Source organism: Rathayibacter sp. AY1H3, assembly GCF_002932015.1.
In genome coordinates this window covers 1-11,561 of sequence record NZ_PSUU01000069.1, presented here as the reverse complement: position 1 = coordinate 11,561, position 11,561 = coordinate 1, and the positions used below count along the sequence as shown (strand labels likewise).

Genomic DNA, 11,561 nt, shown 5'->3' with positions numbered 1-11,561 from the left:
CTCGCCGCCTCGATGCGGGCTCTGATGGAGAACGAGGACGCGACGCGGACGGAGGCGCAGCGTGACTGACGACGATCCGCTCGCGGGCGGAGACGTGCAGGAAGCTGCGGGCCTCTCAGCCGCCGTCGACGGGGACAGCGACACCGCGGCTGCGTCGCTGCTCGGCGCGTTCGACGTCGACGCGATCGCCGCGAGAGAGGTCGCGGACGTCATCACCGGGATCATCGCCGGGATGACGAAGGAAGCTTTGGAACGAGCACTGACGCCCGAGCGGGTCGAGCTGATGCAGACCCGCGCCGAAGCGGCCGTGCAGCGCTCGTTCGACGAGGACTCCGCCCCGACCCTCGTCTACGGCTCCGCGGACGAGTGGCTGAGGAAGTACTGGCGGTACACGTACCGCCGCCGCGTCTCCGCCAAGGGCCAGGGCACCGGACGCTGGCGCGCCGACTGGTGGACCATCGATGAAGCCGTGCAACGCATCGAAGCTCTTTGGCGCAGCTGGGAAGCATCCCGCCTCGACGCAGGGCTCGGAATCAGCGCCTGGTGGATCAATCACGCCGAGCCACACATGGCCGCCCTGCTGTCTACAGAAGGACCGTTCACGGGCGCGACAGACGAGAATCTCCCGGGGGAGCCGTTGCCCTACGAGTCACCACCCGACGGGATGTTCGATCCCGATAATCAGCCATAGTTCAAGCCGCTCGTTCGCGTCTCTGGTCAGTGCTGCAAGCAGCGCCTAGACGGCTCGGACGAATGGGCGCTACCTCGCACGAACCCCCGGCGAGTAGCCAGCACCACCAGGAGGCAGCTGCTGTTGAACCCGCCCCTCGCTAGACACGACCTCTGTGTAAGGCCGATGCGTTCAGCTCGGCATCCGACTCAAAACGTAAGCGGCCCCCGCCGAGCTCGTCGACGGGGGCTGCTTGCAGCATGCTCTGATCAGTTGAACTGGACCCACTCGCACGTCGATCCGCACCGCACGGACCAGGCCTGCGAGCCGTTGCGTCCGGTGTTGTCGACCCACACGTAGATCTCTCCTCGAGCGACAGTCGCGCCCGGGGCGTAGACCTGGCGAGAGTACGACCAGCCGGCAGTGTCGTTCTCGGCGGCCGTCTGAACCGGCTGGTACATCTTCTTACTCGTGAAGCGGTTCGGGCCGTACCACTCGAGCCAGTTCGTCTGGCAGGTCGGCGAGTAGACCATGCTCACCGTGCCGCCGAGGATCGCCTTGGACGAGATGGCGTACGCCCCGCGACCGCACCCCTGCTGGTACGGCAGCGTGTTGTTGTACCCGGACCCCGACAGCGCCTGCGCGGGCGTCGCCAACGTCAGGGTCAGAAGGACCGCGAACAGCGCCGCGACCGCCCCCATGATCCCGCGTCGGCGAGTAGCCGGCGAACCGCTCTGTCCAGCTGGCCGCCGCGCCAGAATCGTTCCACTCATGGTGCCTTCTCCCTCGCTCATGCCCACCAAATTGGTAGTGAGACGAGGGTGCCCGGGCCGGTACGTTGTGGGCGAACACCCCCCAACGCAGATTGGCAAAAAATGCCACGAGAACGCCGTCCTCCGGGTCGCCATGACACTCAACGGCAGCAGTTCGGCGATGAGCTGAGATTTTGGCGGGAGAAACGTGGCCTGTCTGCAGCGGAGCTCGCGCGGCGGATCGCGCGAGATCGGCGGACAGTGAGCGCGGCCGAGGAAGGCCGTGACATTCCCTCAGAATTGGTGGTTCTCCTGCTTGAAGACATCCTCGACACACAGGGCCTCCTGATCGCCCGGTACGAGTCTGTGCTCATGGAGAAGAGACGACTGCGTCTGCTGCGCGTGACAACAACCACCACGCCGTCTCCAGCTGCCAACGCCCTCGATGAGAGCATCTTCCTCGAGGAGACCGTTGCGGACGGCACATTGATGGCTCCCGGCCAGCGCTTCACCAAGACGTGGACACTTCAGAACGTTGGCAGCGTGCCATGGCGCGATAGGCGATTGACCCGGGTAGGCATCGCGTCCGGAGCTGGACTGATCACGACACCACTGCAGGTTCCGATAACGGACACCGACCCAGGCGAAGAAGTAGTCATCGTCGTCCCATGCGTCGCGCAATACGTCGAAGGCGCCAGCATCGCCTCCTTCAAAATGACCGATCCAGCGGGCAGGCTGTACTTCCCCGATCGATACTTCGTGGGCGTGCAGGCTCAGGTCGTTGTTGTGCGCGGTATGAGCCCGCAGGAGGTCCCAGCCGACCACGACCGCGGGACCCACGATGCTGACGCACCGCCACGACGGGACAACGAGGCCTTTCCAGCTCGAAAACTGACATAATCGCGCCTATGAGAAGCGGCAGTGGGAAGCGCCCGGGGGAGCGCGCAAGCCCTATACCGCCTTCGACGGGCTTGCGTACCGTCGCTGACGACCCGCACCACTCCTCGAGGCACCGGACCGGTGCAGAACAGGTGACAGCACATGACTCGCGAGCAGAACATCGCCTCCCAGCAGGCCTTCGGTGAGGCGGTCAACGCCGGCGACTTCGCCGCGTTCGACGCACTCGTCGCGCCCGACTCGGTCGATCACGACCCGGCGCCCGGCCAGGCACCCGGTCCAGAGGGATACGCCGCGTTCTTCGGCGACCTGCGAACCGCGTTCCCCGACATGGCACTCGAGGTCGAGAAGCTCGTCGCGGACGACGACAGTGTCGCGTTCGCCTACACGCTGACCGGCACGCAGACCGGTGTGTTCCAGGGCCACGCGCCGACGGGCAAGTCCGTGAAGATCCGCGGCATGCAGATCAGCACCTTCGTCGACGGCAAACTCGCCGAGCGCTGGGGAAGCAGCGACGAGCTCGGCATCCTCACGCAGCTCGGCCTCGCACCCGGCGCCTAGCCGGCGGGACTCCGACGGGTTCCGAAGCTCGTGTGCAACCACACCTCGGAGCCCGTCGAGCGGGGTGTGTGCGAACAAACTGACATAACGTCGATTATCGGATATTGCGCATAGTGGGAAAGGGCCGGTCGGGTCATCAGCAGCTGCACCTCGGGGTTAGTTCGACCCTGGTCACACCTGCTGGCGTGATTGAGTACCCTCGGCGGGGAACAGAGCCTGAAGCGCTCCCGATCCCAAAGCCCGGATCGACTTCTGCGCTCCTCAGCGTGCTACTCAATGTCGGGACTTGCTACATCCCTGGTGAAGGCGTCGACGATGGAGGCCTCATCGGGCAGCGCTGCTTGGGCTTCCTCGGAGAGCTCGTAGCGGCTGACCGCGACCGGCTGGGTGGTGGAGGCCAGGGCGTAGCGGACGACGGCGTCGTTCTTGTCAGTGACGACGAGGATCCCGACTGTCGGTTCATGCTTGCCGAGGACGCGCAACTTGTCGTCAACCAGAGCGACATAGAAGCCGAGCTGTCCTGCATCTCGCGGATCGAACTTCGTGGTCTTCAGCTCGACGACGATGTAGCGGAGCTGGTCGACATGGAAGAACAGGAGGTCGACGAAGAAGTCGTCGCCGTCGACCTCGAAGTGCACCTGTCGGCCGACGAACGCGAACCCTGGCCCGAGCTCGCGGAGGGTGTCCGCGATACGGACGACCATGCGCTCCTCCAGCTCACGCTCCGTGGCGTCGCTGTCGATCGCGAGGAAGTCCAGCGCGTACGGATCACGAGTGATCTGCTGAGCGAGTGCAGAGTCGACCGGCGCGAGAGTGCCGGCATAGTTGCTCGGCGCTGCAGCTTCTCGCTCGTGCAGCCGAGTCTTGATCTGGTGCCCGAGGACCGGCCGGCTCCAACCATGAGCGACGTCCTTCGCTGCGTACCACTCGCGCAACTCCTGGTCGTCGAGCTTGTCGAGCAGCTCGGTGATGTGACCCCACGGCAATTGTCCAACGGGTCGTTGGACAATGGCGTCCTCGTCCGGCCATGCCGCCGCGAAGCGACGCATGTAGAACAGGTTCGCACGGGAGAACCCCTTCATTGAGGGGAACTCCGCCCGCAAATCCTCGGCGAGTCGCTCGAGGACGCTGCTCCCCCACGGCTCCCGCTGCTGACGCTCGAGAATCGTCGACCCGATCTGCCACCACAGTCGCAACAGCTCCGTGTTCACCTTCCGCTGTGCCTGGAAGCGAGCAGCGTGCACGTGCCGCTTCAACTCGTCCAGAGTCGCGCGGTACTCACTCGGAATCATCGCCGTCATGCCAGCCACGCTCTCACACCGCCACTGCGGCCGACGGTTCAGTCATCGAGACGCCGTCGACTGGATCGCCGACAGTAACTAGCGCGCCTGCTCGCTGCGCTCCGGTGATCGCGCAGCTGAACGACCACGGCTGGTCTTCGGCACGTTCACACGTCCGGACTGTGCGACAGCTTCGCTCGCTGGCCGGCCCTGGGCGACGTCGGCGCGCATGCGCACGTCGATGACGTCCTGCGGGATCCCGTGGGCCTTCATCTCGTTCGCGGAGGCCGTGCGACGAGCGGCGCTGTCGTACGACAGCTGGCTCTCGGAGCGCAGCGCATCTGCCCGCCCCTCGGCGCCGACCGGAACGGTGTCAGCGGAACGATCACTCTGGGAGGGCAAGGGCTCGTTGCGGAAGTAGGCGGCCTCGTCGCGGTTCTCCGCAGCGTCGGAGCGCAGCTGTTCCGGGGTCAGCGTCGCTGTTCCGCCGGCATCCGCCTCGCGATCGAACCGGTCTGCCTCGCTCAGCAGGAAGTCGACGTTCTCGTCAACGTCGCCGCTGTCGAGAGCCAGTTGGTAGTTGTTATCGAACCTGCCGAGCCGAGCGGCTTCCGCGTCGGCCGCGAACTGATCGAGACGCCCGGCCTCGACGTCGGCCGCGATGGACTGGTTGAGGTCTCCACCGGCGGCGGCGAGCTCGGAGGCTGCGGTGTTGTCGGCGGCGGTCTGCGCACCGGCGCCGTCCCGGTAGAGCTGCGCCTGAGCGCGCGCGTCGTCCGCGAGCGCACGCAGCTGGTCGGGCGTCTGCTCGGCGGTTCCGCCCTCCTCGGCCTGCACCTCGTACTCGCGCGCGTGCAGCTCGAGCGCGGCCGCCTGATCGATGTTCTCTTGACCGTTCTCCGCTCCGCCCTGGTCGGTCGGCGTGGTCGGCCCGTCCCGCGTGGCGTCGGCGCGGCGCTGGTCGGCGTCCATCATCCCGGCGACGGCTGCGGCTTCGACGGTTGTCTCGACGCTCTCCGCCCGTCCTCCGTCGACGGCCGCGCGCTGGTCCTCGGTGAGGAGCTGCGGGAACTTCTCAGCGATCGCAGCGTCCACCGCCGCGTCATGGCCGGCCAGGGCCTTCACCTCGTTCAGCGGGTCCGCAGAGCCGGACTCGGGTACCCGATCGGTGGCCTCAGCGGCTGCGACGACGGCGAGGGCCTTCTCAGCGGAAAAGTCGGCCGGCTGGTCGCCGCGCAGCTTGTCCGCGATATCGGCGACGTCGACGCCGTAGCGGTCCTGGACTTCACGCGCGATGGTCTGTGTGGCACGTTCGGCCACAGGGTCGAGGTCCTTCCACTGCTGCGCCGTGGAGAGGACGTCAGCGACCTGCTGCAACTCGGTGCGCTGCCACCAGTCGGGCCGGTCCACAACGGCGATCTGCGCACGCGCGACGTCGCGCTCGGCGGAGAACCGAGCGGCGAGAGCGCGCGCGTCGGCCTCGCTCTTGCGCAGCGCTTCACGCGCCAAGTCCTCCCGCAGGCGGGCGAACTTGTCGCCCAGCTGGAGCGCGACGGTCAGCGCGACCCTCGCCGACTGTCCGACCTCATCCTCAACGCTGTCCCCATCGCTCATAGCTCTGTCCCCTCTCGCTATCTCTCGAAACCGTCGCGCTCACGCGTGCCGGGAGTCTTCGTGGTCGGCACCTGTACCGCCGGCTCCGTCGCGGGAGTCAAGCGCGTGGGTACCGGCCCGCCGCGACCCGCGGCGAGGTCGGCGCGCTGCTTCGCGGCCTGCTGCTCCGGGGCGAGCGCGGCGACCTGGTTGGCGGTGATCTGAGCGGTGTAGCCGTCGCGGACGACGGTCAGGCGCTGCGTCATCATCCGCGCGAGCTCCTGCGACCGGTGCAGGTCCCCGACCGCCTTCGCGGCGCGGAAGATCGATGCGGTGGTCTGCGCGAGCCGCTTCAACAGAAGAGCCTCCGCGGCCGCGTTCTGGCCTCGCTTGGCCTGCACCAGGATCAGCGCGGCGGTCGTCGCCATCGACGGCATCGCGACAGGTCGCGGCCGCGACTCGCCCGCTCGCAGCTGCGCGGACCGGGCCAGCGTCCGCGACGCCTCGGCCAACGGTCCCGGCGTCGGTTCCAGGCGCCGCGACCACGCCGCGTACGCACCCGACGTCTCGCGGGCGACGTGCGCCCAGGTGGCCTTATCGGACGGGTCGACTGAGGCGATGTAGTCGTGCAGCCGGCGCATGTCCTCGGCGTACATGGCGAAGAACTTCGGAGACATCTCGCTCTCCTCGCGCCCCGGGCTCACCGGCCGGTACTGCCACGGATTCTTCGACGTCGCGCGCCATTCCTGCACCGCTTCGGTCGCGGACTCAGGACGGTCCGGCCATCCCTTCCGCAGCTCCGGGAGCGTCAGGTCGCGGGCGATCCTGCCACCTCCGTGCCAGACGACGGGCTGTCCCTTCTCCGGACGCAGCGCCACGGAGTAGCCGACCACGACGTCGTCACGTCCGACCGCGAACCGCGGACGGATCAGGATGCCCTCGCGGCGCATCCGACGCACGAACTCGCCCTCGTACTGCGACGCGGTAGCCGCAGCTCGAAGGCTCCGCTCCAACCGCTTCGCGTCGACCTCGGTCGCGCCGCGGCGCGATGCAGACTCGCGCTCGGCCGGCTTCTCGCCGCGCTGCGCACCTGCGCGCTCGGACTCATGCAGCGGCTGCAACTCGAACTCCCGCTCGAGCTCCCGGGTGATCGTCTGCGCCTTCGAGAAGTCGTGATGGACAGACGCCTTCGTGCCGTCCTCGCGCACCAACGACACGGCGATGTGCACGTGGTCGTTGCCGTTCTTCGACAGGCCATGACGCACCGCGACCCACCGGCAATCGGCCTTGCCAATGTCGGCGCCGGCGAACCCCATCCGCTCCACGAACCGCTCGGAGATCTCGGCCCACTTCTCATCCGAAAGCTGGCCCTCCTCCGCGCTGATCGAGAGCGAGCAGTGCCACACGTCAGCGTCGACACGCTCCTTCGACGTCACACCCGTCTCCGGATCCGTGACCTCCTTGACGCGGGTGACCGACGTTCCGAAGACGCGGCGCGGCTCGTCCAGATCGGCAGCGATCGCGAGGGCTGCTGCGCGGTCCAACTCGCCGTAGCCGTACTCCGCCATGACCGCGCCGTTACCAGCGACCAAGTGCGGCTCCTCGTGCTCGTTCGCCCGACCCTCACCCTGCAAGTAGGTCATCAGTCCGGACATGCGCCCACCCCGGGTCACGTTCGGGATCACGCGCCGGCCAGCCTCTTCATCGCCGCCCGATACTCCGACACAACCGCGCGGTACTCAGCGATCGCCGCTTCCGCCTCGTCGGGGAATCGGCTCTCCGTGTTCGCGAACCGGGCGAGCTGGTTGAGGTTGTTCGAGACGTACCCCATCGTGCTGCGAATGTTCATCAGATCCGCGGCAACCGACTTGAACTCCGCATCAGTGATGACCGCATCCTCGGCCGTCGCGGACTCGAACAGCAACCGCGGCACCGTCACCTCACGCACGATTGCCCGAGCCCGAAGCTGCGCATCCTCCTCGGGCGTGACCATGACGACGTACCGCTTCTCGCGGCGAGACTCGCCACCCGCGTTCGCACGTCGCTTGCGACCGAACAGACGGTGCTCACTCGACTCGGACACGAGCGTCACCATCCCTTCGGGGCCCAGCGCAGCGAACCCGCCAACTGGCGGGGACCATACGGCAAGTATGCCGAGGATCGCCGCGCAGCGGAAGGACGAGAAGCGGGTTACGGCACGTAAGTTTATAGCTTGCTCCGAAAAGCTACTCACCCAGAGCGCAGCGCAGGTGCAGCACTGGGTCCGAAGGGAACCCGACCGTCTCGGCCGGAGAAGCCGAAGCCGAGACGTCAAATCCGCGCCTTCCGGATGACGGTGGTGGCGGCTAGCCTTTCCGCATGAGCGACCACACGAGGAACCCTGACGACGCCGCCGACGCCGCCCGCCGACTGCTCGAACAAAGCGTCGAGAAGCGCGTCGAGGCGGTCCGCACGATCGTCTCCGCCGCCAACGACACCGACACCGCACGCGCCACCCTTAGCGACGCGCAGAACCGGCACAGCAAGGCATGGGCTGACGCCCTCGCCGCCGGATGGTCGGAGAAGGAACTCCGCGCAGCAGGAGTGCCGCGACCCGAGCAGACTCGCGCTCGCGTCACTCGCTCGCGACGCACGACGTCGGCGGAGGGAACCACCGCCGAATCGACCCAGAGTGACAGCTCCGCGTCAATCGAGAACGCTGCATGACCGACGACGAAGCTGCCGCGCTCCACGGCCAGGTCCGCGCCTGGGCGGAGGGGGCCAACCCACTCGCGGCCGCCGTCGAACTGCTGATCCGATCGGGCCTCGTGTACGCCGGCGCTCCATGGGTCAAGACCGACAACGCCTGGAAGACGAGCGCCGTCGACTTCGACCGCCTCGGCTACGAAATCGGAGCGCTCAGCGGAGGCGAACAGCGCGTCGCGCGGATCGCCTCGTCGCTCGGACAGGGCGTCCCTGTCGACCTCCGAGAGGACATCGCCGGCCTCGACCTCGAACACACGCGACTGGTCCTCGCAGCGATCGCGCACGCCGCCGGACTCGGAGAGCCCGGCACGACGATCCAAACCGTCGACGGAGTGCCGACGATCGTCCCCCGCGACGCCCTGGCGTCGTGGCCGAACGAGTAGAACGCTCGCGCACGAAGACCGCCCTCGTCGCGTAGGAACCCCCCGCTCGAGCAGTCATGCTCGCGGGGGCTTCTCCCGCCCGCGACCTGCGCGCCGGCTGCGGTCCGGCCGTCCATCCGACGCTTCACTCTTGCCTACGCCGGCCGACCGTCAAGAGCGCTGTGCGTCCCTCCGGGATGCCCCTTCGGGGCACTCCTGACGGCCACCCGACTCCGGCATCGCGCCGCTTATCGGATGGATGGCCCCAGTGCATGCTCAGCCCGAGAGCGCAGCTAGCCCGGCGCTCAAGCGCACGGAGATGTCCAGTTAGAGCGGGATGATCGTTCGCGTTCTTCCCGCTGGAGGACGCTCCGTGGGACGGAACGCCGCCCGTGCAGCCACGGTCCTTTCGTCTAGACCAGTCGCCCGCATGAGGACGCGATCGGGCGCGGAGCGACCGGAGGGCCATCGACGTGTCTCCGCCGGCGGATACAGCGGCAACGCCGCGTCACGAAGGGTCCAGATTCGCTCCGCCACGCGGTCTCGATGATCGCCGCTCGCCACGACGACACACAGCGACTTCAGCCAGTGCTGAGCGATGCCGCCCGAGAGGTCTGGGGCACGCCAGTACGACGAGGCGGCGGTCCCCGGAGCGCGAACCGTCGGGTCCTCGGCAGCGCTCACCAGCCATACAGCAGCCTCCGCCGCCTCGAGGCCGTCTTGTCGGAAACGTCTGGCTGCGGCGGGAGCGTAGGGCTCCCCATCCGGGACCAGTTGCGCGCGGAGGATCGACGCGATGATCGCCCAGCTCGCGACGGCCTCCGTGGTCGCCCGATCGAAGTAGACCGACTCACCGCGGATGATGTTCACGACCGTGGGCAGCGCCGCGTCTTCAAGACCGGCCATCCAGACGTTGTTGCACTCGTAGCAGAGCCACTTGCCCTGAGAGAAGATCATTCCGATGCCCGACTCCCACCTGTCGACGGTCGCCTCCGCGCGGCCATCGACATTCGTCAGCGTGTGGTGAGCAGCCCTCTCCTGACCGAACTCCGCGCGCAACGTGCGGCCGTAGATGTGCGAACGGGTCAGTCCCTCGGAGCCGCAGAGGATGCAGGTCGGCCGAACCTGCGGCGCGCCCCTCACGAGTCGAGCTCGACGGGCAACGGAAGAGTGACCGGAGCTGATCGAGCGTCCGCGAGGTCGGCGCGCTGCAAGGCGCGATACACCGTAGACCGACCCACGGAAAACTGCTCAGCCAACTCCGCGATCGAGTAGTTGCCCGACCGACACTCCGCGACCAAGTGCGCCTCGATCTTCGGGCTCAGCTTCGGCTTCTTGCCGCGCAGTCGCCCCTTCGCCTTCGCGACCTTCATTCCCTCGCGAGTGCGCGCCCTGATGAGGTCGCCCTCGAACTCCGCGATCATCGCAAGCACGTTGAACAGCAGTCGGCCGATCGGGTCGTGCGGATCGTGCAGCGACCCGCCGATGTTCAGACGCACACCCCGGCGCGTGAGTTCGTCCACAATGTCGCGCGCGTCACTGATCGACCGTGCTAGTCGGTCGAGCTTTGTCACGTACAACGTCGAACCCACGTCGCACGCGGCAAGAGCTTCGCGCAGCGCCGGCCGGTCGCGGTTGGAGCCCGTGAGGCCAGCGTCGACATAGATCCGCTCGAGCGGAACACCCCCGGCCGCCAGCGCGTCGCGCTGCGACTGGGCGTCCTGCTTGTCGGTTGAAACGCGCGCGTAACCCACCAGCTCAGCCATACTCCTAGTGTCCCAGTCAGCACCCCCTCATCGGACAATTCACCGGGCGGGTCTTACGGGACAATTCGCCGACTAGCGCCCCTCGAGTGACGACGGTGCTCGATCTCGCCTGCACGAGTGCTCCCACTCCTGTGCACAAGCGGAAGTCGGTCGACGAGTCCTTCGGCCGCAACGTCTTCCGAGAGCGGGCGACGTCGCCGGAGGCGACGGCGGTGAATCGCGTCCGGTGAGCCACCCCCTAACGGACAGCACCGGAGTAAGGCAGCGTGAATGAGCGACGACTCCTTGGCACGACCACGGACACTGGCTTGGATGAGCACATGCAGACGCTCATCCCCCTGTCAGGCCGCGAGCTGTGGACCACGACTCATGGCGCCGGCACCGATGAAGACACGACGATCGCGATCGATCGCGGACTGCACGTCGCGCGCTGCTCGGTCCGCACCATGGTGCGCCCCGGGACTCGCGTCGGACCCCGCGGTCACGTACACGGGATGGTGACCGACCCCGTGACGATCGCCTCCCTCGCCACCGGCTGTCTCCTCCTCGGCACGCTCCCCACAGACTCCCGAAAGCGCGATGGGGTCGCCGTGATCGAGGAAGTCGAAGCTCGTTCGCTCGCTCTCGCCCAAGACCGAGACGGATGGACCGTCTCGGTACTCCCTGTCGACGGGATCGACTACGCCCTCTTCTCGCGCACCATCCCGGAGGGCACGATCGCACATGCCGACCTCGGATGGGCCGTCATCGCCATGTGGAGCACCGGCAGCGTCTACGACGGACCTCTACAACGAGCGGACATCAATCCGGAGGATCACCTGCCCGACCGGTAACCCATGGTTCACCGGCACGCAGGGTTCTAGTTGTCCTTGACTCTGCGACCCGCGCCGCGCCCGTCTCCGCCGGCAATCCAGTCGTTGACCGCTCGAGCTACG

The 11,561-nt window shown here is 67.3% G+C and carries 14 protein-coding genes; 7 read left to right on the top strand and 7 right to left on the bottom strand.

Annotated elements, in window-relative coordinates:
* Positions 1–61: 61 nt before the first annotated feature.
* Positions 62–691: a DUF4913 domain-containing protein gene (locus tag C5C33_RS17395; RefSeq protein ID WP_104248187.1), complete on the top strand. Its 630-nt coding sequence runs from the start codon at positions 62–64 to the stop codon at positions 689–691.
* 248 nt (positions 692–939) lie between these two features.
* Here the strand turns inward: C5C33_RS17395 and C5C33_RS17390 are convergent, their stop codons facing one another.
* Complete coding sequence (locus tag C5C33_RS17390; protein WP_104248186.1) at positions 940–1,371, bottom strand: DUF2690 domain-containing protein; 432 nt, start codon at positions 1,369–1,371, stop codon at positions 940–942.
* 174 nt (positions 1,372–1,545) lie between these two features.
* Here C5C33_RS17390 and C5C33_RS17385 point away from each other — a divergent pair, with 174 nt between their 5' ends.
* Positions 1,546–2,322, top strand: coding sequence for an NBR1-Ig-like domain-containing protein (locus C5C33_RS17385; RefSeq protein WP_104248185.1), 777 nt, complete (start codon positions 1,546–1,548; stop codon positions 2,320–2,322).
* A 141-nt stretch (positions 2,323–2,463) separates the two neighbouring features.
* Positions 2,464–2,880: an ester cyclase gene (locus tag C5C33_RS17380; RefSeq protein ID WP_056045707.1), complete on the top strand. Its 417-nt coding sequence runs from the start codon at positions 2,464–2,466 to the stop codon at positions 2,878–2,880.
* 269 nt (positions 2,881–3,149) lie between these two features.
* On the opposite strand, the gene C5C33_RS17375 is transcribed toward C5C33_RS17380, so the two are convergent.
* The 4 genes from C5C33_RS17375 to mobC form a co-directional block, all read right to left on the bottom strand.
* Positions 3,150–4,181 (bottom strand): YhcG family protein, encoded by a 1,032-nt coding sequence (locus tag C5C33_RS17375; RefSeq protein ID WP_104248190.1) that lies wholly within the window; start codon positions 4,179–4,181, stop codon positions 3,150–3,152.
* A gap of 78 nt (positions 4,182–4,259) precedes the next feature.
* A complete protein-coding gene (locus C5C33_RS17370) occupies positions 4,260–5,774 on the bottom strand; it encodes a hypothetical protein (RefSeq protein ID WP_104248184.1) in 1,515 nt (504 codons plus the stop codon).
* 17 nt (positions 5,775–5,791) lie between these two features.
* Positions 5,792–7,438 (bottom strand): relaxase/mobilization nuclease domain-containing protein, encoded by a 1,647-nt coding sequence (locus tag C5C33_RS17365; RefSeq protein ID WP_104248183.1) that lies wholly within the window; start codon positions 7,436–7,438, stop codon positions 5,792–5,794.
* Complete coding sequence (gene mobC / locus C5C33_RS17360) at positions 7,435–7,848, bottom strand: plasmid mobilization relaxosome protein MobC (protein ID WP_104248182.1); 414 nt, start codon at positions 7,846–7,848, stop codon at positions 7,435–7,437. Before mobC ends, C5C33_RS17365 begins: the two co-directional genes overlap by 4 nt.
* A 263-nt stretch (positions 7,849–8,111) precedes the next feature.
* Between mobC and C5C33_RS17355 the strand changes: the two genes are divergently transcribed.
* Both C5C33_RS17355 and C5C33_RS17350 read left to right on the top strand, forming a co-directional pair.
* Complete coding sequence (locus C5C33_RS17355) at positions 8,112–8,459, top strand: hypothetical protein (RefSeq protein ID WP_104248181.1); 348 nt, start codon at positions 8,112–8,114, stop codon at positions 8,457–8,459.
* Positions 8,456–8,881: a hypothetical protein gene (locus tag C5C33_RS17350; RefSeq protein WP_104261730.1), complete on the top strand. Its 426-nt coding sequence runs from the start codon at positions 8,456–8,458 to the stop codon at positions 8,879–8,881. The genes C5C33_RS17355 and C5C33_RS17350 overlap by 4 nt, the downstream gene beginning before the upstream one ends.
* A 306-nt stretch (positions 8,882–9,187) precedes the next feature.
* Here the strand turns inward: C5C33_RS17350 and C5C33_RS17345 are convergent, their stop codons facing one another.
* Positions 9,188–9,919: a hypothetical protein gene (locus tag C5C33_RS17345; protein WP_146081537.1), complete on the bottom strand. Its 732-nt coding sequence runs from the start codon at positions 9,917–9,919 to the stop codon at positions 9,188–9,190.
* 80 nt (positions 9,920–9,999) lie between these two features.
* Positions 10,000–10,626 (bottom strand): recombinase family protein, encoded by a 627-nt coding sequence (locus tag C5C33_RS17340; RefSeq protein WP_104248178.1) that lies wholly within the window; start codon positions 10,624–10,626, stop codon positions 10,000–10,002.
* Between the two features lie 95 nt (positions 10,627–10,721).
* On the opposite strand from C5C33_RS17340, the gene C5C33_RS19085 reads away from it, so the two are divergent.
* Positions 10,722–10,856, top strand: coding sequence for a hypothetical protein (locus tag C5C33_RS19085; RefSeq protein WP_258069278.1), 135 nt, complete (start codon positions 10,722–10,724; stop codon positions 10,854–10,856).
* Positions 10,857–10,946: 90 nt separating this feature from the next.
* Positions 10,947–11,459, top strand: a complete 513-nt coding sequence (locus tag C5C33_RS17335; protein ID WP_104261729.1) for a hypothetical protein — start codon at positions 10,947–10,949, stop codon at positions 11,457–11,459.
* The last annotated feature ends 102 nt before the right edge of the window (positions 11,460–11,561 follow it).